Genomic DNA, 25,089 nt, shown 5'->3' with positions numbered 1-25,089 from the left:
GATGGCGGGCATGGCCGCTGGTCAGGCTTGCTGGGTTGCGCGGGTTTGGGCGAGGCGGCAGGAGTCGGTGCCGGTCTCGATGATGTTGCCGCCGAAGGTGAGGCGGTCGACGATGGCGGCGCAGAGGCGGGGGTCTGTGAAGGTCTTGGTCCAGCCGCCGAAGGACTCGTTGGAGGCGATGGCGACGCTGGCCTTTTCCTCGCGTTCGGTGAGGTCCTGGAACAGCAGCTCGGCGCCGCGGCGGTCGAGTTCCCTGTAGCCGAGCTCGTCGACGCAGAGCAGGTCGACGCGGCCGTAGCGGGCGATGGTCTTGGTCAGCTGCTTGTCATCGGCGGCCTCGACGAGCTCGTTGACGAGCTTGGTCGCCAGGGTGTACCCGGAACCCGGCCATCGCGGCCTCGGTGCCGAGCGCGATGAGCAGGTGGGACTTGTCGGTGCCAGAGTCGCCGATCAGGCGGAGCGGGAGCCCTTTCTTGACCCAGTCGCAGGTGGCGAGGGTGTTGATGACGGCGGGGTCGATGCTCGGGTTGGCGTCGAAGTCGAAGGAGCGCAGCGATTTCTCCCGGGGGAACCCGGCTGCCTTGATGCGGCGTTCGGAGCGGCGGCGGGCGCGGTCGTCGCACTCGGCCATGAGCAGTTCGGCAAGGAAGCCACGGTAGGACATCTGCTCGCGGGCGGCGGCCTCGGCCAGCTCGGGGGAACTGGGCGCGGATTGTCGGCAGGCGCAGCATCCGGCAGGCCTGGTCGACGGCGGCGTCGGCGGCCTGCTCGGTCAGTCCACGGCGGGGCTTGGCGGTCATGGGCTGGCGGTTCCTTCCCGTGGGTGCGGTTGCGGCGGAGCAGCTGGTCGTAGGCGGCGACCGACGGCAGCGGGCGGGTGTCGGGTGGCAGCCTCTCCAGGCGGCGGGCGGTCAGGGACGCGACCGCCAGCGGGGCGGACGGCGTGTCGTCTGCGGTCGGCTGGCCGTCGGCCTCGTCGGCGGCCTTGCGGGCCTCCAACGCGACCGCGTCGGCGGTCAGCGCCCCGGCCCGCAGCGCGGCTGCCAGTCCCGCGACGACATGCTCGCTGTCCATGTGGCGGTGCAGCAGCACCTCCACCAGCGCCCTGGTGCCGGCGGCGTCACCGTGGGCCTTGCGGGCGGCGGCCCACCAGGCGTCGTGGACTGGCGTGAACTTCCCGGCTGCGCGGGCCTGCTCCAGCGCGGTCGACCCGGGCAGTGCCCCCGGCTTGCGGACCAGGGCCTCCAGGTAGTGGTCCAGGTCGAGGTGGGTCCCGGACTCGCCGGGAAGCCGCTCATGACGGGCGGCCTCCGCACGCCCGTCGTAAATAACCAGGTCCGAGGCGTGCAGCAATACCCGGACCCGGCGCCCGATCAGCCGGACTGGCACCGAGTACTTGTTGGTCCGGACCGTGACTTGGGCGAACCTGTCCACCCGAGGCGTGAGCCAGCGGCCGGCCTCGAACGGCTCCTCCGGCAGCGGCCGCAACAGCGGCCTCTCAATCTCAAGGAACTACCCGACGGTCCGCGCCCGGCCGCCGATCCGCCGGGCCGAATCGGCGGCATCCCACTCGTCGATCATCGCGTTGAGAGCCCGGAGGGACGGCGCGTCCGGGACAGGGACCAGGTGATTGCGGCGAAACCAGCCGATCTGCCCTTCCACCCCGCCCTTCTCGTGGGCGCCCTCGATGCCGGGCCGGCAGTAGAAGGCGTCAAGGCCCCAGTGGGAGCGGAACGCGATCCACCGGTCGGTCTCCACCCGGGAACGGCTGAACCCGATCACCTGCGCGACCGCGGACTTGAGGTTGTCATAGCGGATTCCCCGGCCGGCACCCCGCCCAGGACACGGAACGCGTGCTCGTGACCCTCGAAGAACGCCTCCTGCCCGCCCGACAGCGAGACCCGGTGCACCGCCTTGCCGGAAAACGACAGCCGCAGGCAGAACAGGAAGCACTTCACATCTTCCCCGGCCAGCCGGACCACGACCTCCCCGAAGTCGACTTCCGCCTCATCCCCCGGCCGGTGCGACTGCCGCACGAACACCTCGGCCGGGCCTCGCCCGGCCTCCAACCTGACCTGCGGCTTCCGCTCGGCAACGTAGGCCCGGACCACGGGATAGGACACATCGGCCATCCCGTGCTCGTCCATCAGCCGGTGCCAGATCCGCGTGACGGTGTGCCGCTGCTTGCGCGGCGCGTCCAGGTCCGCCTTCAGCATCTCGTCGATCGCCGGCTTGAACGGATCCAGCTTCGAGGCCCGCGGCGGCAGCTGCTTCCGCGGCTCAGGCCACGCAGATGACAACGCCTTGACGATCGTCCGCCGCCCGACCCGGTTACTTCTTCTCGATCGAACGGTCCAAGCGACCCAAGCACAGTCCGAACGCCACCCACGTCGAGGTCGTCGGGAAGATCATCTATCTGCGGCAGAACTACCACTTCGGCCCCGAGAAGATCGCCATGTACCTCAAGCGGTACCACGACGTCATGATCAGCAAGTTCGGCGTCTGGCGCATCCTCAAACGCCTGGACATGGGTCGCCTGCCCGCCTCCCAGCGGTACAAGCGCCACGACCGCCGCTGGAAGCGATACGAAAAGCAGCTGCCCGACCACCGAGTCCAGTTCGACGTGAAGTTCATCGAGCCCATCGCCGGCGTCACCGGCCGCCGCGGAGGCCGGAACAAGTACTACCAGTTCACCGCGATCGACGACTGCACCCGCCTGCGCGTCCTGCGGATCTATCCGCAGCTGAACCAGAAGACCGCCATCCAATTCCTGGACTACGTGCTCTCGCGGCTGCCCTTCCAGGTCGAGGTCATACAGACCGACAACGGCTCAGAGTTCCAATCGGCGTTCCACTGGCACGTGCCGGACAAAGGCATCGCCCACACCTACATCAAGCCTCGGACACCGCGGCTGAACGGCAAGGTCGAACGATCCCACCGCATCGACGCCGAAGAGTTCTACAGCATGCTCGACGGCGTCCTCATCGACGACGCCGAGGTCTTCAACGACAAGCTCCGCGAATGGGAGGACTACTACAACTACGATCGCCCCCACGGCGGCCTCGGCGGCGTGCCCCGACCTGGAGATCAACGGTCACGCCGCCAGTCACATCCCCTGCTACAAGCACTTCACGCCGCCCGCAGGCGACGGCACTGGGGGACTCTCCGCAGGTGAGCTGGTCATCGACTCGGAGCCGGCGGCGTCCGTCCTTCGCGTCCGAGCGCGCACCCGGCCCGGCCCATCGACCAGTTTGTTCGCGCCAATAGACCGTCGAGGTCGCACAGAGTCAATGAGTCAAGGCAGAGGTCGGCGGCGGCGAAGTCGTGCGACCTCGACAAGGCGTGCGGAACAGCCACGCAGAACACACCGGCCGCCTTGGCTGCCCGCACGCCTCGGCTGGAATCCTCGAAGCCCACGATGGCCCACGGATCCACTCCGAGCCGCTGCGCCGCCAGCAGGTAGAGGTCGGGTGCCGGCTTGGTCCGCGCGACGTCCTCCGCAGTAACGACCACGGAGAACAATTTGTGCAGCCCGAACTGGCGCAGGTAGGGCACCACGGAGGCCGCCCTGGAACTCGACGCGACCGCGAGCGCAAGGCCACGCCGCGTCGCCTCCGTCACCAGCCGCCGGACCCCGGGTAGCGGCCCCTCATGCGCCATCCAGCTCCGAAACAGGCGTTGCGCACAGGCCTCCAACTCCGCCGCGCCGATCGTGCCACACCTTGCGGCCAGGTCCTCGAACGGGTCGAAATCGTGCAGCGTGCCGCCGATGGATTCGATGTAGCGGTCGTACGGCAACTCCTGCGACTGGGACCGGTAGAGCTCCGTAAGTACCGCCAGCCAAAGAACCTCGGTGTCAGCGATCAGTCCGTCGAAGTCGAGCACCAGTGCTCGAACCCGCTCCGTCACGAGGCCACCGCCGCATCCGGTAGGGCCCGTTGCGGCATGAGTCGGACATCGGCTTGGTAGGTCGTGTGCCTACCGAACGTGCACACCGCGGCGACCAGGTAGAGCGCTGCGATCGCGCCGAACAACAGCAGGGGGTGGGATTCGAAGATCACTGCGGCCAGGTACCCGGTCGGGATGGACACCACCGCGGTGAAGGTCTGTACGGCTGCGAAGAATGTGGCCCGTTCGTCCGGGTGAACGCAGCCCATCACGATGGCGTCGCGGTAGGACTCCATAAGGAATGGCCCTCCCGAGGTCAGCACGGTGCAGACGAACAGCAACGTGAGGTTGTTCGGTCTGAGCGCCAGGAACAGCAACCAACCGACGCAGCTGGCGACGAGCGACCACCGCGCCATGGTGCCTGCTGAGAACCGGCCGTAGGCCCATGGCATGACGACCGTGTAAGAGAACAATGCGGTGACCGCGCCGATGGCCGGGATCGTGCCCACCACGACCTCGCTGTACTTCAGGACTTCGGCCAGATACACGGCCAGGAAGATGTTGAGCTGGAAGGCGATGAAGCTCAGCACGTACATGAAGATCAGGCGGCGTAGGGCGGCGTGCTGTCTGGCCGCCCACAGTAGCTTCCCACTGTCGAGCACGCTTCGCGGCAGACGCGTGCCCGCGCGGCGCTCCATGGCCTCGACGCCCGCCTGCGTCTCGACGGTGTAGTGGTGGCGCAGACAGTTGTGCAGCAACATGGCAAACCCGCCGACGAAGAGCAGCACGCGCAGCGTCGGCACCGTGCCGTACCTGTCCATGAAGAACCCGGCGATCGGAACCAGCAGGCCCGCGAACATGATCACCACCTTGATGGCGGCGAAGATGCGCGGTCTGTCTCTCTCCGAGCTGTCCTCCGTCGCGAGCAGCCAGAACGAGACGTTCACGATCTTGGACGAGGCGTTGAGCAGATAGCCTAGGAGAAACATCCAGATGTTCGTGCTGAACGCCCACACCAACATCGGGATGACCCAGGAGGTAACGTCGAACCAGAAGGTGGCCCGGCGTCTGCCCATCCGGTCTGTCACGGCCCCGGCCACGAGCTGGAACATGAACGCGACGTACAGGTTGGCTGAGACGATCGCTCCGATGGCCACCGTGCTCAGACCGACGCTCTCCATGTAGAGCGTCGCGTAGTACAGCGCGGCCGTGCCGAAGATCGCCCAGAACGGCTCCGTGTAGATGCAGTATCGGGCGTTGGGGTGGAGGTTCGCCACGAAACGCCGACGCTTCACGAACGGATCACGGCCTTGACGGCCTTGACATCGATTCTCTGTCCGGTCACGAGGTCGACGCCCATGGTCTGCTCGAAGGCGTCGCGGAAGTCTGCCATGTCGACGTCGATGGTCACCAGCTTCGCTAGCTCCGGCAGGTCGGCCGCGAAGTCGGTGGCCGGGCCGATGGCATCGTGCAGCGATACGGCCGCGATGATGCTCAGTCCGTTGTCGATAAGCGTGGTGGGCTCCACCTCGGCTCGGTAGGTGTCGTCGTAGCCCATCGGCACCACCCTGCCGCCCTTGGCGACGGTCCCCAGTGCCGTGGTCAGCTGATCGCCGACCGCATCGATCACCACGTCGAACTTTTTACCGCCCGTGAGGTCCGCGACGGTCTCCGGGGTGAGCTCGTCGGGGTGCAGCGCGTAGTCGGCGACGCCGGCAGCGAACTCGCGGCGAAACGCGTTCGGCTCGGTCGCCACAGTCAGCCGGCTCAACCTACGGGTAATGCTCTGGCAAAGCAGACCGATGGCGCCAGAGCCGATCACCAGGACGGATTCGTGCGGCTGCAGGTTCGACTTCAAGACGCTATTCAGCGAGCAGCCCAGCGGTTCGATCAGGCTCGCGACCTGCCAGCTCATCCCATCGGGTATCGGGTAAAGGTACTGCGCCTTGCCGACGAAGTACTCGGCGAATGTGCCCGCGAGGGTGAAACCGACCTGGTGATCGTCAAAGTTAAAGCAGTAGCAGTAGGCACCCAGTCGGCAGTTGCGGCATGTGCCGCAGGACTGGGTGGGGTTGATGATGACGCGGTCGCCGACCTTGAGGTGGGTCACGGAGTCGCCGACCTCGACCACCGTACCGACGCCCTCGTGGCCGAGGACGGTGCCCTTTTCGGCCACCGCGAGCTTGCCCGCGAGGATCTTATGGTCAGTACCGCAGATACCGGTCATGGCGATCCGGACCTTCACATCGTTGGACGCCCTCAGGACAGGCTCCTCGATATCGACGAGCTCTATCCGACCCTTGCCTGCGTAGATAAGTGCTCGCATTCCCTGGCCTCCGTTCGATTACGTGTCAGTAGCTGGTCAGGGCGGCGTCCATCGCCCGCTCGACCTCGTCGAGCTGTGCGGGCGTGTGCCGGTCCGAGAAGACGAAGTACCCCTTGGTGAAGATCCGACGGTCCGCGAAGTTCTCCAGCAAGTGCGCGCGGAACGGGTCAGTCCAGAAGTCCCTCGCGCCGGGTGTTCCGAGGGAGAAGCTCGAGTAGTCGCCTCGCACCTCGATCCGCCCGGTCAGTCCGAGTTCGGCGATACGAGCTCGCAGAGTGTCCATCATGGTGTTGGCCCGCACGCGCCAAGAAGGCCACTCGGTGGCCGCGTCCAGCAGGTCCTCGCAAGCCAGGGCAGCGGCGAAGGCCAGTGACTCGCTGGAATGGGCGTTACTCATCCGGATGTCCTCGCTGCGCATCACGAGCCGGCGGTCGCCGAGGATCCCCGCGAGTGGAAGGCCGTTGGCCATGCCCTTCGAGATGCACAGCAGGTCCGGCCAGACATCGACCTCGCCACAGGTCGCCCGCCTTCCCACGCGCATGCCGGAGGTGACCTCATCGAAGACCACCACCGTGCCATGACAACGCGCTTCCTCCACGATCGTCCGGAGGTGGTCGGCCAACCAGCGGGTCGGACACAGCACCACCGCAGCGATGGCCCCGGGATGCTCGTGCATCAGGTCGACCAACCGCTGCGGGTCACCCGGCGGACAGGTCAGTGTCAACGCCGACACGGCTCGCGGGATGCCGAGGCCAGCAGGTTGTGCGGCGTAGTGTGACGGAGAGGCCCAGTCGTGCCACCCGTGGTACTCGGTCGCTACCACAAGGTCGCGTCCAGTCGTAGCGCGGGCGATGCGCACTGCTCCCGTCACCGCATCAGCACCGCTCTTGGCGAATTTCACCGACTCGTAGACCCCGAACCGGGCCAGGAGCCGCTGCGCCAGCGCCAGTTCGAGGCGATCGGCGACCGAGAAGGACATCCCACGCTTCAACTGCGCGACCACGGCTTCCTCGACTTCGGGCCGAGCGTGCCCCCAGGTCGCGGTGCCCATGGCCATCTCGCAGTCCAGCCATGTACGGCCGTCGAGGTCGGTGAACTCGGCGTCCTTGGCTTGCACCGCGACGATCGCGCCGCGGCCCGGCAGCAGTCGCTGCGGTGTTTTGGCCAGAGTGCTGCAACCCGCCGGGATGACCCGCCGGACCTCGGCGAGCCAGGCGAGGCTCGGTGTCGTGGTGACCCTTTGGATGTTCGTCACCGGACTTTGCCTCCTGGCCAACAGCTCACGCGCAGGTCCGCAAGCCCCATGGCGTTGCCGTGCAGGTCAATAACGATGTCGGCTGGTTGCCTCTCCAGGCGCTGCGTGAACCACATCCAGTTGTCCAGAAGCCGGACGAAGTTCTCGACTAGGATCAGCAGCGGCTGGGGTTCGGTGAGCAGCTCCGTCGGCAGAATCTGGGGCAGCAGGATGGGATGCTTGCTGTCCACCTTGGTGGAGTAGTCGAGCACGTTGTGCCGGTCGATCTCCGACGAGTCGACGAGGGCCTGCCAGAAGTCGGCAGCGTCAGTTCGCGTCTCGGCCAAATCCAGCAGCACGAAGCGACTTACGTTGGCGGCGCGATCGCGAAGCCTGTTGAGCAGCCGCGGCGTGATGTCGTTCTCGATGTGCGCGCCCCAGGACTTCCAGAACCGCGCCAGGTTATTCTTGCGATTGCCCGCGCGGTGCACGCCGTTGCGCCGTTCCCAGTGATACGACCTGACCTTCGGGTCGATCACGGTGCGGTACCCGATCATCCTCGCCCGCATCTGGTAGTCGAAATCCTCGTAACCGTTGAAGTACCGCTCGTCCAACAGCCCGACCGCATCCCTCACCTGCCGGCTCATCGCGAACAATGCGAAAGCGGCCAAGGGGACGGTGTATGGAGAATCCGGCAGGTCGGCTATCCTGGCATTAAGGTACAGGTGCCTACCGAGCGTTTCCCCGAACGAGATGCCGCAGTGCTGAACACCGCCGGTCTGCGGGTAGAGCAGCACCCCTGCGGTCATCCCCGCGTCTGGGTAATCGCTCAGGGTTCGCAGCATTCCGGACTGCCAGCCGGATTCCAGGATCAGGTCGGAGTCAACGAAGAAGAAGTGATCGCCGTCGGCGATGGCCAGGCCCTGGTTGAGAGCTTGCCCGCAGCCCCGGGGGTTCTGATTATGCACGGTCGTAACGGTTACTGTGCTGGCCACTTTCGATTTGATCGTTCGGGTGAACTTTTCGATCAATTCGCTAACTTCGGCACCGGAACCATCATTGACCAGAATCAATTGCGTGTCTGGCTCGACGGTTAGTTGCATCGACCTCAGGAACAATGTTAGCACCGGCTGAGATTGGAATATTGGCACGATGACACTGCTACGCATGAGAGCCCCTATTTACGCACCGCACGATCCTGACGCATAGCGCAAGGCATGTCCGGGCGTGCTCAATTAGATAGAGTTGTTGAATCTGGGCGTAATTTTCGAGAATCTTCTTCGATGGAGAGCTATCTACCGGCAGGGCCTTCATCTCCGACGAAACGATCTCTGGAAAAGGGCGTGTTCGGCAGGTGGGCATCCGGACGGCACGGGGCCGATGCTGGCGGCATCGGGGCTCCGCCATGGTGGCTCGAGGCTTGCTCGAACAAGGCATGATCGGGTGCGCCTCGGTAGGGCCGCGTGCGCGGGAGGATCCGGGTGCAGACACCTTCGCTGGAACGGTTCATTCAGCGGCGTTCCGCGGCGCTTACCCGGGATTCAGGAGCGTTCGGGATAGGGCGGCCCGCGGCCTCCTCAAGGGGTCTGGCCCCGGGCAGGTGTGTCATCAGGAGTGCCAGGGCGGCTCCAACGACCTCCGTGACAATGCAGCAGGCCCTGCTTGCCAACGCCGCTGCAGCAGCCTGAGGCGTGGGAATGACCGTTGATAGGACCGCTATCAGCACCAGTTCCCTTACGCCGGCCCCGTCTGGTACGACCAGGGCCAGTGCTCCGGCGGCGGCAGCCAACGCGAAGCCACCCACGCAGACGAATGGCACAGTCGTACCGTCGGCGCCGAGAACCTGAGCGATGAACCAGAGGTGCAGGCCCCATACCAGCCAGGACGCGCATTCCAAGAGAATCGCCACTCTCAGGCATCGGGCCTCCACATGTAGTGTGGACATCGGCCTGTGTAGCGTGCGCCCCACGAACTTGGCCAATGCCACGACCAGGCCCGGCCGCCACATGAGCGCGGCCCCCAGGAGCAGCACTGGTATGAGCAACAGGACCCGGCCGCCAGGGAGGGAAGGCGCGGCGAACATCCCGACGGCCGCCGCCGTGACCAGAAGCACGAGCGAATTGAGCAGATAGGTGCCCATCATGCGGGCAGCGGGCACCCCCGCTCGCCTCCCCATGTGCACGCTAGCCGCCACGTTTACGGCCGGGCCAGGCAGGTACTTGCCCAGCAACGCCGCGCTGAAGACGCCGGCAGTAACCCGGCATCCCAACGAAGAGCCAAGGCTCGCCAGAACGTATCGCCAAGCAGCGGCGCCGAACAACAGGCCGAAGGCGTCGGAGGCCACAGCGGCCGCCAACCACGGCACTGCTCCAGGGCGTTTTGCCAGCAATTCGAGTTCGGTGCCATGGCCACGTAGCGCCGACCATACGCCCCAACCAGCTCCGCACACCAGGCAGGCGACGAGAAGGAGCCGGGCCGTTCGTCTGAGTCTGCCTCTCACGACGATCACGACCCAAGCGAGGCACGGATGAACTGGGCCCGGTGATCAGAGTAGCCGTGCGGAGCCGGCTTGAGCGCGTAGCGATCGACCTTCAACCCTTGTGTGGTGAAAGCCCAGTCCAGGCGCCACAACCGCAGGCTCCCGAGCTGGTTCCAGGAGATCGGATAGAACGAGTCGCTAACGCGAGACGCGTCATTCAGCCGCTCCCTGAGCGGCTCGATATCTCCCATAGCTGGACTGGTGTTGAAGTCCCCAGCGATCAGCGCTGGGTTTCGGTTCGCCGTCAGATCCGCCAGCAGGCCATGGTACTGCTCCTGACGCGCGGGATTGCGGTCGCGCAGCGTACGATAGAAACCCGGAGTGAACGGGCTGCGTCGCATATCGACTTGAACCGGGATATGGACGTTGTAGACGGATAGCACACTTCTGCCAACCAGCAGGTCGGTGCGCAGCGCCTTGCATGCCAGGAACACCGTCCGCCAGTCGGCATTCGGCTGGTTCGACAATGCCCGGTCCGGTCCTACCGCCGGCCGGCTGACGATCGGAAACCGCGAGATGGTGACGAGTTCCCCTCGGACGACGATGTTCCAACCCCGAAACTCTCGGTAGATGCGGGTGATGTCGGCATCGGGCACCGCCCGGGGATTGGCGTCATCGGCATCGGACCGGATGACTTCCTGCAGCAGGTAGACGTCCGCGTCTTGCGCCCGCAGGTATGAATAGAAGCGGTTAGGGGTGGTGTCCTTGCCCCAGGATTCGGTGTTCCAAGACATGATGCGCAGTGCACTGGCCGGGACCGCCGGGTGGTCGTCCAACGCATAAAAGTTCACGCCGCTCCACGGCAGGCCCAATGTGAGCGAGGCGGCGCACACGCCGAGCACCCCGACCGCCTGCCATCTGGTGAATGAGCGTCGCATCATTCGCCCTGTCGGAACCGCTGCCGCCAGTAGAAGAGGGATGAGCGCGAAGGCCAATGGCGGAATGAGATCGGGCGCGAGCATAAGCCACCAGTGACCACTGAGGGCGGTTTGGAAGAGGGCGAACGCAGTCCACAATACGCTCATTGCCAGCACAATTCGCGGGTAGCGGAATTGGGGCGGGCCGGCGGTATCTGCCGTGCCGGCGTCGACCGGCGCATCGGTCGGGTGGGGATCGACGGTATCTGTACGATCAGAGGGCGATGTCGGTTCACTCTTGACCGAGTCGGCCATGGTCAGTGGCTCTCCCCCCGCGCGCCGCCGAACGGGACGAGTTCGTGTGCGGCAGTCTCCTGGTCGTAGAGGGTGCGGAATTTCGAGGAAACAAGCCACTGAAGACAACCGACGGAGATCCCGGCACCCACGGAGAAGTTGAAGAGGAACTGCGCACCGATGAAGCACGCAAGTATCCGAGGGCTCCGATAACGTGCGACGAATCTATACATCCCGAGGTCGCACAACAGTGAGACGACGAACAGGCCCAGCGGCAGCAGCCAGATGACGTCGCCGAAGATCGCTCCAAGAACGCATGTCACGACCGCCAGCAACGCCGAAGCGCAGGCCCAGGCACGCGACGCCGTCTCGAAGCCCTGAGCGAACCTGCGGCGTCTGGCGTAAAGCGGGACCCGAAGTCGGCCGCGTACGAAGACCTTGCGCAGCAGGGGCCACAGGAGGTGGTCATCGTCATGCGATCCGCGAACGGCGGCACTGAGGTGCACCGTGTAGCCAGCCCGCGTGAGGCGTTGCCCGTAGTCGACCTCTTCGGTCTGCCGCAATCGCGGGTTGAACGGGCCTACGTCACGGAATACGTCGGCGCGCATCGCGCACAGGGAGGGAAAGAGGAAACTGACGCTGCCCGTGGAGCTGCGCCGCCAATAGTGCGCCTGAAGCGAGCGGCATTCCTCCACCAGGCTGTCCCGGATGAGCGGTTCGGGTTCATAGATCCCGCAGACCGCGCCGATTCCCGGATCGCTCTCCAGCAGGGTCACCGCCTGTTGCACGGCGTCCGGGGCGAGCGCGACGTCTGAGTCGAGGAAGAAGAGGATCTCCCCTTTTGCATGTTCCACTCCGAGATTCCGGGCCCCCGCACAGCCGCTGTTGCGTCCGGTGCTGAGCACGGTGACGCCGTGGGCCCGCGCGATGTCCATGGAGTCATCCGAGCTGCAGTCATCGACGACGATGACTTCCAGCCGGAGGTAGCGCTGTTCCTCCAGTGCGCGCAGGCAAAAGGGCAGCGATCGGCTGTAGTTGTAGTTCGGGATGATTACGGAAACAAGCGGATGGTCCCGCATTCTGTAGTCCTCGAGGCAGGTGATGTCGAACGGGAACGACTAGTTGACGGGTAGTCCGGTATGGAAAACGACGACGATCGTCGTCCAGACGACACCGCTCACGATCAGCGGCCGGTCTCGGATCAGCGTCCGCGAAGGATCACCGCCGCCGCCTCCCACGACCAGGAGTTGTAGGTAACGGAAGATCGCGAACACGGCGCAGGAAACGCTGAGCAGGATAAACACGGCGGGGTCGTGACTCAAGGAGACGCTGCTGGGTAGGAAAAGCATGTAGCCGACAGCGGACAGGGTGGCGCTCATAAGGATGAGCTGGTCCAGCAGTTGAACCGAGTATCCGCCCAGCGCGGGCCGGTGTTTCGCGGCTCCATCCGCCAGTTCTCCACGACGTTTGCCAAGGACCAGCAGCAGGCATCCGGCGAGGACCGAGATGAGTAGCCACGGCGACGGGCGACTAGCGATCGCTGCGTATCCGGCCAGCATGCGAAGGACGAACCCGGTCGCGACCACGAAGGCCTCCACGAGTGGTATGTGCTTCAGGCGGAAGCTGTATGCCAGGTTGAGGACTGCGTACACGCAGACGAGCCAGCCCCTTTCCAGCGGCGTCAGTCCGACGCCCGCGCAGAGCAGCACGCACACCGTGACGAACAGTATCCATCCGGCACGCGGGGTTATCTCGCCGGCCGCTATGGGTCTGTATCGCTTTTTGGGGTGCTGACGGTCCCGATCTCGATCCAGAATGTCATTGAGGATGTATACGGCGATCGACGCCAGAGTGAACAAGGCTGCGATGGTGAATAGCCGAATCAGGGCCGAAAATGTCCAATGAGGAACGGAGATCAGGGAAAGAGTGATGGGAATGGGATTCTTTAGCCACTGATACGGTCGACATAGCGTCAGTAGTGCTCGGGTGCGATTACGTGGCGGATGTGATCCACTTTCCTCCGGCGATTCGGCGGGCAAGGTGGGTAGGTCGAAAGTCGGCACAGATTCCTCCATTAAAGGAGACGGGGCTTCTCGGAAGAAAAGCTGTCGTATCTATGCTTGCGGGTATCGACTCGGCCTGGATAGGAGTAAATCCAGACACGTAATACTGGCGGTCCGGGTGGCGTCTCCTGGACGGTAATCGCAGACGAACGGATGCCAGGTTCAATGAAGCGGTCAGTAGAATAGTTTCGCCAGCCGCAACGCGCCTTGACGCCACGGATCTTGGTGAGTGAGTCCGGTCGGCTTTTGTTTGACGGCAACGGCGCGACGCCACCAGTCATAGGTGCGCAGCAGGGACTCCTCGTTGCTGAATATGGGTGCGAAATCGAGCCGTTCAGACGCCTTTTCAATGGAGACATACGAATCTCTGACCAGCTTGTAGATGAGACGTTTGTAGACGGGTGACACGCGAAGCGCCGCGAGGGGCCGGAGCACGGACATGGCCGGACCGATGGGCAGGGAACGGATGCGACCGCCGTGTCCAGCGGCGTCCAGAACGGCCTGGAAATCGTCGCGCAAAGTTCCGAATCTGGCAGCACCGATATTGAACGTGTCGTTGACGACCGAATCGGGCCGTTCGCACGCAGCGCGGACCACCTGGCAAAGATCATCGACGTCGAGCATCTGGGCGCGATGGAGTCCTCCTCCCAGTAGCGGGAAGTCCCGCCCCTCATCGGCCCATTCGAACAACATCGCGAACAGGCCCAGTCTGTTCTCGCCGAGGAACGTCTTCGGCCGGAGAATGGGAACGCACATTCCATCGCGTCTGGCCTGCTCGACGAGTTCCTCGGCCCTAAGCTTGGCCGAGCTGTAGGGGTCCACAGGTCGGCACGGATAGTCCTCAGGTGTTGGGCATAGGTCGGGTAGGCCGTACACGGCGGTGGACGAGATGTGAACGACCCGGCTCACATCGGCTTGCCGGGCCGCGGCCAGCACGGACTCGGTGCCGCGGACGTCGACAGAGAGAATCTCGGCTGCGGGGTGGCTAGGCAGAGCCGCGGCCGCATGCACCACCGCATCGACCCCGCGTAGCGCCGCTGTTAGCGCATCGGTGTCCCGTACGTCGGTCTTACGGAATGCGACTTTTTTTGTTGTGGTGCGCGGTGCACGGGTATCGATCCCGAGCCAATCAACACCTTGCCAGTCTGAATTGATGAGGGAATTGCCGAGCATGCCTGATGCGCCAGTGACGGCGATCCGTACCATACAGTTCCCTAAGGGGCAGTCTATTGTATGTGATTCCTGGGAGGCTGTTTCATCGCAAAGCCTGGTGGATGCCCTTTCTGGCTTTCTCGTCGTATCAATTCACTCATTGAGGTGTTGCCTTCTCCTCAGGCCCAGGCGAAGCCGCCACCGACGCCGCGGTGGACGCCTTATATGATTCGGTCACCTCCTCGAAGCGAACCATTGCCGACAGATGTAACCGTCCAGCGCCTGGGCGTCGCCGCAACCGATGATCTTGAGATTCCAGCCCGGCAGGGGGCAGCAGTGGAGCTTTTAGAAGGTCTTCCAGGTCTTCAGCTGTGCGTTCGCGGGCCCGCCGGGGTCCGTGTGGGCGCGAGTAGGAGGGATTTTCCCCCGGAGACTGGACACCTGAGACTCTGAATTATGTTGCGGCATTGGATTCGGAGGGTGCGCACGGAGCGTGGCGACGGGTCGCCTACATCATGGCCCGGGTCGCCGAACTCGTGGAGAGCACGTAGTGGCGAGCACGTCTGCGGAACGAATCCGGATTTGCGCCAGAGGCCGGTCACCCGGTGACGTGAGGGCGACGGGGCGCTCGCCGAGCACGACCGCACCGGCGTCGTTGCCAAGGCTCACGGCTCCAGGAACGTCATCCTGGTCGCCGACGGTGCTCCGACGACCACTTCACCGCCGCCGATTTGCCGCGCGTGGTTCAGCGGCTGTGTGCGTGGAAGGGCGGCTGCGGCAGCGACGGCATCTACTTCGTCAAGGATGCCGCCGGCGGCACCGCGAACGCCTGGTTCTTCAACCCGGATGGCTCGCCCGCCCTGCTGTGCGGCAACGGCATGCGCGCTGTCGGCCGCATTCTGCTCGACCGGCACTCGGCCGACGAGATGCTCCTGCGCATCGGCCCCTCTGCCTTCACGGTTCGCGCCGCCGAGAACACCGCCCAGGGCGTGTGGCAGGTCGCTGTCGAGCGGCCCGCCGTCGACTTCACACCCCACGACTCGATCGTGGCGGGCGTCGCCTGGCCATATAGAGGCTAGGCGAACCCCTCCTACAGTCCCCACCGCACCGTCACGGCCGTCGCCGTGCCGAACAGCCACCTGATCACCTTGGTGGAGCGCTACGACGAGGACGAGCTGATCGCGACCGGCAGCCGCGTGGCCGACGACAGCGTCAATTTCCCCATTGGCGCCAACGTCTCCTTCGTTCAGCGGCTCGACGAGAGCGAGGTATTCATCCGTACCTTCGAGCGCGGCGCCGGACTGACGGATTCCTGCGGCTCCGGCATCTCTGCCTCCCGCGCCCCCCTCTCCCGCCTCGGCTTGATCGACCCCGACACGCGCGTGCTGGTCCGCGACTATGTCTACGCGGCGGCCACCCGCGACGGAGTCGTCGGCGTCTGGAACGACGCCCGCGATGCCGCCGACTGTCCCGCCGTCGACCGCTACCGTGCATCTCTCGAGGCCGGTGCCCCGACGGCGCCGCCGGCGCCGGCCACCGATTGTCCTGCGACCTTCGGTAACAGCGACATCTACGGCGGTCGGTTCGCCGACCCGACTCCCTGACGCCTGACCTCCACCCGAAGGAACGCATCACGGCAACGTGCGGCGTGCCGGCTCTGGTCCGGCACGCCGCATGGTGTTCGTGGTGCGGGCCACAGCGGACCCGCTACGCCGTGGATCGCCACGCCGAGCGTGAGATTCGGTTATCGGGCGGTCGGCGGGATGACCACGTTGGGGCGGCTGCCAGTGGTGTAGACGGGGCCGGTGACGGCGCGGACGGTGCCGCCGGTGATGGGAAGGCCGCCGGTGGGGACGTACATGGCTTCGTCGAATGTGCTGCCGGAGGGCGCGTTCGCAACGGCGATCGTGGGCCACGCGCGTCCGCCGGTGATCGAGGTGGAGATGTAGTCGCCGACCATGCGGCCCTGGCTGGTGTCGGCGGTCGAGGACAGGTTGAAAGGCCCGGCGAGCTGGGTCGGTGCGCTCCAGGTCGAGCCGCCGTTGGTCGATGAGGTGTATCCGGCGGTGAGCCGGCACGTGGAGGCGGTGCAGTTCGCGGTCGGGTACCGGTAGTAGGCGACGCCGAGCTTGGCGGTCGAGCCGGAGGTCGTGGCGTCGACGCCGATGCCGGGGATGAAGTGGTCGCCGCCGTCGCTGGTGATGCGAGTGACGGGTCCCCAGGTGGTCTCGCTGGTGGACTTGCTCATCACGATGTCGTTGGCGGGGCAGCCGGACTGGAAGCGGCAGTCCTGCCAGACGACGTACGCGGTTCCGGCGGCGTCGATCTCGGCGGAGGGCAGCGTCTCGGTGCGCAGGCTCCCGGCGACCTCATGGTCCTGGGCCGTTGCGATGAGCACGGTGGCATTCCAGCTGGAGCCGCCGTTGGTGGAGCGGAACGAGCGGATCTGGCCGGTGTTGCTCAGGTAGGGCACGAGGACGGTGCCGTTGGGGCGTACGACGGGCTGGCCGCCGAGTCCGGTGGCGCTGGTGGAGTGCACGGTCCAGGAGGCGCCGCCGTTGCCGGAGGTCGCGAGTTTGACGGCGTTGCCGGCGCCGTTGTCGTCGTACTCGGTGTAGCAGTTGCCGTAGAAGGGGCTGGCCGGGGTGTTGTCGCAGGCGATCCAGTTCTTGTCCAGGCTCCCGCCGGTCGCGGTGGTCACCGGGTTCGCCCAGGTCAGTCCGCCGTCGGTGGACCGGCTCGTGACCACGGCCGCGCCGGTTACGCCGCCGCTGTCGGTGAGGGCGAGTGAGGAGATCATCCAGGTGTTGTGCTTGGCGTCGTAGGCGACCGCCTCGTCGCTGGTCCGGTCGTACGGGCCGTTGCCCTGGAACTTGGTGAGACCGGGCAGGAACCCGTGTGTCCAGGTGGAGCCGCCGTTGGTCGAGGTGGCGAATCCGGCTCCGGAGGCTCCTCCGTCGAAGAACCGGCCGACCTGGAACGCCGAGACGATGGTGTTCCCGGCCGCGAAGGTGTCCGGCTCGACCTCGGTCCGGTGCTGGCTGGTGGTGTTCGTGTACGGGTCGGTGCTCACCTGGGTGAGCGCGACGTTCGCCGACGCCGGTCCGCCGGTTAAGAGCAGAACTCCTGCCGCGATGGGGAGGAACAGGATTTCGCGCATGCGAGAACGCCGGCCCACGGCAACCTCCTGATGGCTCCGGCGCTGAGGCCGGCGTTGGGGCGAAGCCGGCGGGGTCACTCAGGCCGAGCGCCCTCAATGTGAGCGCGGTCAAGTTTTCTGTCAACGGTCCGGTTCAGGTCAGGTCATCCTGGCTGCGCCCCGCGACCTGTTCCGGCCAGATCGGAACATCGGGATTGCTTGCCCTCGGCGGTGGATCTACGTTCCGCCCGTGCGCCGCGCCCTTGAAGCAGCGACGCCTGATCGGAGGTCGGTATGCGGAAACGTGGTGTCTTGGGGCTGGTCGCGGCCGGCGGCCTGCTGCTGGGCGGACTCGGTCTGTCCGCGCCGGGCGCGAACGCCGAGCCCTTCGGGTACGCCAAGCTCAGCGCGGTGCAGAAACGTCACGTGTCGGGCGCGCTGGCCGAGGCGCTGGCACCCCAGCGGGTGAACCGGAACGCGGTCACCACGCCGAAGGCGACAACGGCGTCCGGTTGCTATGGCGACCACGGCGGCAACGTCAAGGTCAACCAGAACTGCCTGAACATCTCCGATGCGGACCTGGCCGGGCGCGGTCAGGCGCAGAACGAGACTTGGGTCGCGGTCAACCCGAACAACCCCAAGCAGGTCATCGCGACCTACAACGACTACCGGCGAGGCGACGGCACGTGCGGCGTGTCGTACTCGCAGGACGGCGGCCGCGCCTGGGCCGACGCGACCGCGCCGAACGGTTTCGTCCGGGGCGACTTCGCCGGAAAGCCGCGCGAGTACTACCAGTCCGCCGGTGACACCTCGGTGGCATGGGACACCCGCGGCAACGCCTACCTGTCGTGTCAGGAGTTCAAGCGCGGCAACAGCGCCTCCCCCGACGCCGACCAGTCCAGCGGCTTCTACGTCTACCGCTCCACCGGGTCCGGCGGGGCGTCGTTCAACTTCGCCGGGCGCCCGGTGGCCGAGCACGATGACACCGCCGGCGCCGGGGACTTCCTGTACGACAAGCAGCTCATGACCGTCGACAACCACGTCAAGAGCCCGTACCGGGACCGTGTCTACGTGACGTGGACGACCTACCCGGCGGATGGCACCGCCTATATCTATGAGGCGTACTCCAGCGACTACGGCGAGCACTTCAGCAGCCCTGTGCTGGTCAGCTCCGACTCGGCACTGTGTCCCCAGGGGTACGGCATCCCGACGCCGCAGGGTCGCTGCAACGACAACCAGTTCTCCCAGCCGGTGACCGCCCCGGACGGCACGCTGTACGTCGTGTGGGCGAACTACAACACCGCCAACCCCGGCAAGGACAACCGCTTCCAGGTCCTGGCCGCCCACTCGACCGACGGAGGCAAGACCTTCTCCGCCCCGGTCAAGGCCACCGACTACTACGACCTGCCCGACTGCGACACCTACCAGGGCGAGGGCAAGGACCCCGGCCGCGACTGCGTACCGGAGAAGGGCACCGGAACCAACTCGGTCTTCCGCGCCACGAACTACCCCAACGTCACCGTCGACCCGACGAACCCCAAACGGCTGGTCGTCACGACCGGGTCCTACATCAACCGCGACTCCAACGAGACCAAGGCCTGCGCACCGGCCGGCCTCACCCCCGCCGCCGAAGGACTCGGCAGCCTCTACGACGGCGTCAAGACCGGCGGATGCAACAACGGCATCGTGATCTCCAGCTCCACCGACGGCGGCGCCACCTTCACCGGCACCACCACCGACGTCCGCAAGCTGCCCGTCATCGGGGACAACGACCCACAGTCACGCAGCGACCAGTACTGGCAGGGCACCGTCTTCAGCCCGCGCGGCACCCTCGTGACCGCCTACTACGACCGGCAGTACGGCTCCGACGAGAGCACCGGCTACTCCGACATCACCGTCACGACCTCGAAGGATTTGACCCACTTCACCAGCACCCGCGCGACCTCGTCGAGCATGCCGCCACCGAGTGAGTTCACCGGCCAGTTCTACGGCGACTACATCATGGTCGACGCCACCGCCACGACCGCCTACCCGGTCTGGTCCGACACCCGCAACGCCGCCCTCTTCCTGTGCCCGGGCACCGGCACCACCGGCCACCCGCCGCAGCTGTGTCACGGCTCGGCGTCCAACGCCTCGATCGCCAACGACGAGGACATCTACACCGCCGCCGTACCCATCCACTGACCGTGCCACCGGGCGGGGCCGGCGCCCCGCCCGGTTCTGCGCAGGCGCCCTGTCCTCATGAGGTCAGCGGCTTCACAGCTGTCAGGTGATCGGTCAGGCTGTCCGGGGGTCGGGGAAGGCGATCAGGGAGAGCCGTATGAGCGTCCGTTCCTCCGTTTCCATGGCGGGAGCCGTGCTCCTGGTCATGGCAGCTCTGGCGAGTCCGGCCGGCGCCGGCACTCAACCTGTTCAGCGGGTGTCCGCCGGGGATCCGTTCGCCGAGTGCACCATCGGGTCGACCGATGACGGCGTCAGTGATCCCGCCTCCGAGGTGGAGCCCTGGATCGCGGTGGATCCGCGCCACCCCGGCCGTGTGATCGGGGCGTTCCAGCAGGACCGCTGGTCCGACGGCGGCGCGAAGGGCGTGGTGGCGACCTACAGCAAGGACGGCCGGCACTTCGCCGAGACTCCGCTGCCGTTCAGCGCCTGCGCTCCGGGCGGTGTCGACTATCAGCGTGCGTCCGATGTGTGGGTCAGCTTCGGTCCCGACGGCGTCGCGTACGCCAGCGGCCTGACCTTCGACGCCACCACCCCGCGCAACGGCGTGGCCGCCGCGACGTCGTACGACGGCGGACGGACCTGGAAGCACGTCTCCCAGCTCATCGCCGACACCGATCCGGCCATCGTCGATGACAAGAACTCCGTCACCGCAGATCCGGTGCACCCCGGAGTCGCCTACCAGGTCTGGGACCGTATCGACCAGGTCACGTCCGGGCCCGGCGCGCACTACACCGGCCCGTCCTACATTGCGATCACCCGTGACCACGGGAAGACATGGACCCCGGCGCACCCGTTCGTCGACACCAGCGTGGTCCCGAACTCCCAGACCATCGGCAACGTCATCGTGGCGGATCCGCGCACCGACGTGCTGTACGACTTCTTCGAGTGGCAGACCTATACCGACGTGAACGCCACCACGCCGAGTGACCTGCACTTCGCGGTCGTGAAATCCACCGACCAGGGACGGACGTGGAGCAGGCCGGTCAAGATCGGGGCGGACACCTCGGTCGCCGAGGTCGACCCGAACGCCCCGGACGACCCCGACAAGGCGCTGCGCGGCGGGGCGAACCTCGTGAGCGTGGCCGTCGACCCCGCGACCGGCGAGCTGTACGCCACGTATCAAGGGAGCAACTTCACCGCCGGGCGGTACAACGACATCGAACTCGTGCACTCCACCGACGGCGGCCGGACATGGTCGGCGCCCGTACGGGTCAACCAGGCGCCGAACGCTCCGGCGTTCACCCCATCCATCGCCGTCGATCACCGCGGCACGGTGGCCATCACCTACTACGACCTGCGCTACCTCCAGCCGGGGAACACCACGACCCTGCCGACCGCGATGTGGTACGCGACCTTCCCGCGCGGCGGGGAGCGGTACCCCTCCGAGCGCCGCATCTCACGGGTCTTCGACTGGCTGAAGGCGCCGTACGCCGGCTGGGGCCACTTCCTCGGAGACTACGAGGGCATCGCCGCCGCGGGCGGTGGGTTCCGGCCGATTCTCGTCGAGACGAACAACGACCAGAAGAACAGCACGGACGCCTTCAGCGGGCTGTTGGCGTCCAAGGCGAACGCGGCAAGTCCGCAGGTCGTACCAGCCACACCGCGGTTCACCACGCCGCTCCGCCCCAACGCCCACCCATTCCGGCGCTGAAACCGACGGCCGGCATCACCGGCCGCGGTGCCCAGCCGCTCAGCTCCGCGCAGGTCGAGCGCACCCTTGCCAGCCCCCAGACCACCACGCCTCTGCCCGGAGTCACGAGCGGCGCACCGGCGGGGACGAGGACCTGCCGATCAGGCGTTCCCGGCGGTCAGGTTCTGGCCAGGGTGTCCGGCGTGCTCTTTCGGGCGCGTCCGGCCTTGGCCTTCACCGCGTTCTGCATGAACGGCGTGAGCTGGTCCAGGAGCTCCTGGAGTTTCGTGTAGTTCGCGTCCCCCAGGTCGATCGTGTACATCACGCCGCCGAGCTCGAAGTCTCGCTTGGTCACGTCGTCTCCGTCGCGGCCGTCAATGTCATCGATCTTGATGGTCTTGGTTGCCAACTACCGGCCTTTCCGTTTGGGAGGGTGCGTCGAACCGCGCGGCGCGTTGTCTTAAGCGTCCAAGAGGTGGCGGGAAGCACAGGGAAACCTCACGCCCGCGCAACGGGGTCGACGAATGCGCAGGGCTCAGACTACGGCAGTCTCATGAACCAAGATCATCTAATCCTGGGACAACGGACGAGCGCGTGTGGTGAGCTTGGCTGGGCTTGATCGGATAGGAGCCAATCGGGGATGAGGGCGCAAGAGCGCAAACGGTCGCGGGCGGCCGGGTGGGGCGAGGTGCTGAGAGCGGCGTGGTGGTGGCTCGCCGTGGACGGTCCGAAGCGGTGGCTTGGGCACCGTCGTCGCCGACAGTGAGGACGGGTTGGACCGACTGACAGCCGTTCGCGTTGAGGAAGGAATTTTGTCGCACAGCGTGTCTGCCACGTCGGCATCACTCGGTTAGGGAGCCCCGGCAGGCAAGCCAGGCAGTTCGCGGGACTCCGTAGACGGTTGGCTGCTGAGGTGCAGAGTTGATGGTGCGGGTGCGTTCCCGGCTGAGTTGGAGGGGTCAGGTGGGCCTTGGCCCGGGCTCTCCGTGACTGTACGAGGTCCGCGAGACTGTCGTAGGGCGGGGCTAGCGTGTGCCGGGTGACCGCTGACGCCGTCTTGCCTGAGTCCCCGGATCTCCTGCGCGCCGACCTGGTCGCCAAGTTGAGGGAATCGGGTTCGCTGCGTTCTCCCGTAGTGGCCGAGGCATTCGCGAGGGTGCCGCGCGAGAAGTTCGCTCCCGAGGCGTCGCTCGCCGCGGCCTATTCCGTAAGGGACGTCGTCATCACCAAGCGCGATGCCGCGGGTCGGGCGACCAGTTCGGTCAGCGCGCCATGGCTTCAAGCCGAGATGATCGAAGCCGCGCGATTGACGAGCGGGGCGCGAGTGCTGGAGGTCGGCTCTGGCGGGTACAACGCCGCGCTCATGGCCGAGATCGTCGGTCCGGAGGGGTCCGTGGTCACCGTGGACATCGATCCATGGGTCGCCGAGCGAGCGGGTCGGTTCCTCGCCGAAACGGGCTATTCGAATGTGAAGGTGGTGCTCGGGGACGCCGAGGACGCAGCCGATGAGTACGGCCCCTACGACGCCATCCTCATCACTGTCGGGGCCTGGGACTGCCCGTGGGGACGGTTGCTCGCACCGGGCGGCCGGATGGTCGTTCCCCTGATCTTCTCCACGATCACCAGGTCGATGACGTTCGTCCGGGAGGGCGATCGATTCGTCGGACTGGACCCGACGGTGTGCGGGTTCGTGGCGATGCAGGGGGCAGGGACGCACCCGGATCAGGAAGCGGTTCTGGCGGACGGGGCCGTGCGGCTGTCGATCGAAGACGGTCCCGAACTCCAGGCTGCCGCGCTCGGCGATGCGCTGGCCGGAGCCCGGACCGAGTTGTGGACGAAGGTTACGGTCGGCGGCGGAGAGCCGTTCGACACGCTGAACCTGTGGCTGGCGACGGTGGACGACAGGTTCGGAATGATCTGGGGTGACCCGGACCACGACTGCGATCTCATCCAGCTCGCAGTCCGGTGGTACTGCCCGGTTCTCATCACGACCGACAGCTTCGCCTACCTCACCACCCGCGAAGTTCACTGCAGCGACCCTGCGGACGTTCGCCACGAGTTCGGTGTCTACGGCCACGGACCCCGCGGCGCCGAACTCGCCCAACAGTTGCATGACCACATCCAGACCTGGGATCGCGACCGGCGGCAAGGCCCCGGCCCGGACTTCACTCTCTATCCGGCGGAGGCCGTGGTTCCGACTCCGGCTGTCGGCCGGGTCTTCCTGAAGCGCCATACCCAGCTCGTCATGGCCTGGCGTTCCCACAGCCCTTCACCGCCGGCGGCGCACCTGGCGCCTGCGGTGCCCGAGCGGCATAGGTAACGCCTTGCGCGGTCGGCTCGAGGGTGTGAAAAGAACAGGCCTTCGGCGTGGCTTAGAACCGACCGGCCGGGTGGCTGGACGTCTCGCGCGGATCACCGCTCCGCTGCGGGGCGATCCGCGGTTTGCTCGATGTTTTGTCGCCGACCAGGTCAATGCTGCCGGGACGACGATGGCGACCGGGGCGCTGGCCTTCACTGTGCTCGGTGCCGGAGGAGGGGCATCGGGGATCGCGATGGTGTTGCTGGCGAACATGACGGCGGGCATCGTGGTCAGCCCGCTGGGCGGGGTGGTGGCCGACCGGTTACCCCGTGCGGTGATCATCTCGGTCGTCCAGGTCATCATCGGTCTGATCACGGTGATCGAGACGGTGCTGATCTTCACCGGCCGGGCCGCGGTGTGGAATCTGGCGGCACTGGCCGGGGCGACCTCGGCCGCGGCGTCATTTTCTGAACCCGCGCGTACCGGTCTGATCCGGTGCATCGTGGCGGCGGAGCAGCTGAACGAGGCGAACGCGCTCAACCAGCTCGCCCGGCACTTGGTGCTGACCATCGGCCCGGCGATCGGCGGGACCATCGTGGCGGTGGCCGGCGCCGGCTACGGGGTCGGCTGCAACGCCATCTCCTTCTTCGTCTCGGCGGCGTTGATGGCGCGAATTCATGCCCCGCGCGCCGACCGGCAGCCGTCCACCATGCGCGCGGACCTGGCCGAGGGGTGGACGACGATCCGTACGCGCCGCTGGATCTGGACCTGCCTCGTCGGCACCGCGATCATGGTCCCGGCCTGGCACATCGGCTACGGCATCCTCGGACCGCCGTACGCAAAAGCCCACCTGGGCGGGGCATGGGCGTGGGGATTCATCGCCTCCAGCCTGGGCTGCGGCATGGCGCTGGGCGCGGCGGTGTCACTGATCTGGCGGCCCCGCCGGGCAGGCTGGACGAACTGCCTCGGGGCGGCGGCGACGGCCTTGCCGGATCCGTTGATGGCTGCCGGAGCACCGCTGCCGGTGGTGATGGGCGCGGTGGTCGTGGCGGCGTGCGGGCTGAGCATGTCGGTGGTGGCGTGGCAAACAGCGATCCAGCAGCACATCCCCGCCGACCAGCAGGGCCGCGTCTCGGCGTTCAACGACATCGCCGGAATCAGCCTGACCCCGATCGGCTACCTCATGGTCCTGCCCGTGACCGGCGCGATCGGCGTCCGCGGCACGCTGCTGGTATGCGGAATCATCCTGGCCGCCGCGAACCTCGCACCCTTACTAAGCCGAGACGTACGTAAGCTCACCTTCCTAACCGACACCTCGCACGCGATCGAACAACTACCCGGCGATCCCACTCCGGACGGTCTTGCCCAAGACCTGGCCACGCCCCACCCTCCGGTGGACGAGTCGGCCGGTAGGCCGGGCAGATGAGTGATGCGCCGTCCCCGAC

At 66.2% G+C, this 25,089-nt stretch carries 18 protein-coding genes and 3 pseudogenes; 7 read left to right on the top strand and 14 right to left on the bottom strand.

Annotated features, from left to right (window positions below; genetic code table 11):
- Window positions 1–21 precede the first annotated feature (21 nt).
- Together istB and istA are read right to left on the bottom strand one after the other, a co-directional pair.
- A pseudogene (gene istB / locus OG417_RS54745) lies at window positions 22–664 on the bottom strand (IS21-like element helper ATPase IstB).
- A 167-nt stretch (window positions 665–831) separates the two neighbouring features.
- Window positions 832–2,369, bottom strand: a pseudogene (gene istA / locus OG417_RS50685) (IS21 family transposase); the annotation flags it as partial.
- A gap of 86 nt (window positions 2,370–2,455) precedes the next feature.
- Between istA and OG417_RS50680 the strand changes: the two are divergent.
- Window positions 2,456–3,175 (top strand): integrase core domain-containing protein, encoded by a 720-nt coding sequence (locus OG417_RS50680; RefSeq protein WP_329245934.1) that lies wholly within the window; start codon window positions 2,456–2,458, stop codon window positions 3,173–3,175.
- 5 nt (window positions 3,176–3,180) lie between these two features.
- Here OG417_RS50680 and OG417_RS50675 read toward each other — a convergent pair whose 3' ends face one another.
- The 10 genes from OG417_RS50675 to OG417_RS50630 form a co-directional block, all read right to left on the bottom strand.
- Window positions 3,181–3,909, bottom strand: a complete 729-nt coding sequence (locus OG417_RS50675; protein ID WP_329245930.1) for an HAD family hydrolase — start codon at window positions 3,907–3,909, stop codon at window positions 3,181–3,183.
- Window positions 3,906–5,183, bottom strand: a complete 1,278-nt coding sequence (locus tag OG417_RS50670; protein ID WP_329245928.1) for an MFS transporter — start codon at window positions 5,181–5,183, stop codon at window positions 3,906–3,908. Before OG417_RS50670 ends, OG417_RS50675 begins: the two co-directional genes overlap by 4 nt.
- Window positions 5,180–6,214, bottom strand: coding sequence for a zinc-dependent alcohol dehydrogenase (locus OG417_RS50665; protein WP_329245926.1), 1,035 nt, complete (start codon window positions 6,212–6,214; stop codon window positions 5,180–5,182). The genes OG417_RS50670 and OG417_RS50665 overlap by 4 nt, the downstream gene beginning before the upstream one ends.
- Window positions 6,215–6,239: 25 nt before the next feature.
- The gene (locus OG417_RS50660; protein ID WP_329245922.1) at window positions 6,240–7,469 is read right to left on the bottom strand and encodes an aminotransferase class III-fold pyridoxal phosphate-dependent enzyme; all 1,230 of its coding nucleotides are present in this window, start codon (window positions 7,467–7,469) and stop codon (window positions 6,240–6,242) included.
- Window positions 7,466–8,617 (bottom strand): glycosyltransferase family 2 protein, encoded by a 1,152-nt coding sequence (locus OG417_RS50655; RefSeq protein WP_329245920.1) that lies wholly within the window; start codon window positions 8,615–8,617, stop codon window positions 7,466–7,468. Before OG417_RS50655 ends, OG417_RS50660 begins: the two co-directional genes overlap by 4 nt.
- Before the next feature lie 341 nt (window positions 8,618–8,958).
- Entirely contained in the window at window positions 8,959–9,897 is a 939-nt protein-coding gene (locus tag OG417_RS50650; RefSeq protein WP_329263116.1) for a lysylphosphatidylglycerol synthase domain-containing protein, read from the bottom strand.
- Window positions 9,898–9,953: 56 nt separating this feature from the next.
- Window positions 9,954–11,159: an endonuclease/exonuclease/phosphatase family protein gene (locus OG417_RS50645; protein WP_329245918.1), complete on the bottom strand. Its 1,206-nt coding sequence runs from the start codon at window positions 11,157–11,159 to the stop codon at window positions 9,954–9,956.
- Between the two features lie 2 nt (window positions 11,160–11,161).
- The gene (locus OG417_RS50640; protein WP_329245915.1) at window positions 11,162–12,217 is read right to left on the bottom strand and encodes a glycosyltransferase family 2 protein; all 1,056 of its coding nucleotides are present in this window, start codon (window positions 12,215–12,217) and stop codon (window positions 11,162–11,164) included.
- A gap of 39 nt (window positions 12,218–12,256) precedes the next feature.
- The gene (locus OG417_RS50635) at window positions 12,257–13,201 is read right to left on the bottom strand and encodes a UbiA prenyltransferase family protein (RefSeq protein ID WP_329245913.1); all 945 of its coding nucleotides are present in this window, start codon (window positions 13,199–13,201) and stop codon (window positions 12,257–12,259) included.
- A gap of 174 nt (window positions 13,202–13,375) precedes the next feature.
- The gene (locus tag OG417_RS50630) at window positions 13,376–14,407 is read right to left on the bottom strand and encodes an NAD-dependent epimerase/dehydratase family protein (RefSeq protein WP_329245910.1); all 1,032 of its coding nucleotides are present in this window, start codon (window positions 14,405–14,407) and stop codon (window positions 13,376–13,378) included.
- A 668-nt stretch (window positions 14,408–15,075) separates the two neighbouring features.
- Here OG417_RS50630 and OG417_RS50625 point away from each other — a divergent pair.
- Both OG417_RS50625 and OG417_RS50620 read left to right on the top strand, forming a co-directional pair.
- A pseudogene (locus OG417_RS50625) lies at window positions 15,076–15,432 on the top strand (hypothetical protein); the annotation flags it as partial.
- A gap of 45 nt (window positions 15,433–15,477) precedes the next feature.
- A complete protein-coding gene (locus tag OG417_RS50620) occupies window positions 15,478–15,957 on the top strand; it encodes a hypothetical protein (RefSeq protein ID WP_329245908.1) in 480 nt (159 codons plus the stop codon).
- A 140-nt stretch (window positions 15,958–16,097) separates the two neighbouring features.
- Here the strand turns inward: OG417_RS50620 and OG417_RS50615 are convergent, their stop codons facing one another.
- Complete coding sequence (locus OG417_RS50615) at window positions 16,098–17,531, bottom strand: sialidase family protein (protein ID WP_329245906.1); 1,434 nt, start codon at window positions 17,529–17,531, stop codon at window positions 16,098–16,100.
- A gap of 255 nt (window positions 17,532–17,786) precedes the next feature.
- Here OG417_RS50615 and OG417_RS50610 point away from each other — a divergent pair, with 255 nt between their 5' ends.
- Both OG417_RS50610 and OG417_RS50605 read left to right on the top strand, forming a co-directional pair.
- Window positions 17,787–19,676 (top strand): sialidase family protein, encoded by a 1,890-nt coding sequence (locus OG417_RS50610; RefSeq protein ID WP_329245905.1) that lies wholly within the window; start codon window positions 17,787–17,789, stop codon window positions 19,674–19,676.
- A gap of 136 nt (window positions 19,677–19,812) precedes the next feature.
- Window positions 19,813–21,366 carry a sialidase family protein gene (locus tag OG417_RS50605; protein WP_329245903.1) on the top strand — a complete coding sequence of 518 codons (1,554 nt, stop codon included), beginning with the start codon at window positions 19,813–19,815 and terminating at the stop codon, window positions 21,364–21,366.
- A gap of 157 nt (window positions 21,367–21,523) precedes the next feature.
- Here the strand turns inward: OG417_RS50605 and OG417_RS50600 are convergent, their stop codons facing one another.
- Complete coding sequence (locus OG417_RS50600) at window positions 21,524–21,754, bottom strand: Lsr2 dimerization domain-containing protein (RefSeq protein WP_329245901.1); 231 nt, start codon at window positions 21,752–21,754, stop codon at window positions 21,524–21,526.
- A gap of 630 nt (window positions 21,755–22,384) precedes the next feature.
- Here OG417_RS50600 and fxlM point away from each other — a divergent pair.
- Together fxlM and OG417_RS50590 are read left to right on the top strand one after the other, a co-directional pair.
- A complete protein-coding gene (gene fxlM, locus OG417_RS50595; RefSeq protein WP_329245899.1) occupies window positions 22,385–23,665 on the top strand; it encodes a methyltransferase, FxLD system in 1,281 nt (426 codons plus the stop codon).
- Window positions 23,666–23,690: 25 nt separating this feature from the next.
- Window positions 23,691–25,070: an MFS transporter gene (locus tag OG417_RS50590; protein WP_329245897.1), complete on the top strand. Its 1,380-nt coding sequence runs from the start codon at window positions 23,691–23,693 to the stop codon at window positions 25,068–25,070.
- The last annotated feature ends 19 nt before the right edge of the window (window positions 25,071–25,089 follow it).

Origin of the sequence: Actinoallomurus sp. NBC_01490, from assembly GCF_036227085.1 — a bacterium.
Taxonomy (GTDB): Bacteria; Actinomycetota; Actinomycetes; order Streptosporangiales; family Streptosporangiaceae; genus Actinoallomurus; species Actinoallomurus oryzae.
The sequence above is the reverse complement of the archived record's forward strand: the minus strand, read 5'-3'. Positions and strand labels throughout refer to the sequence as shown.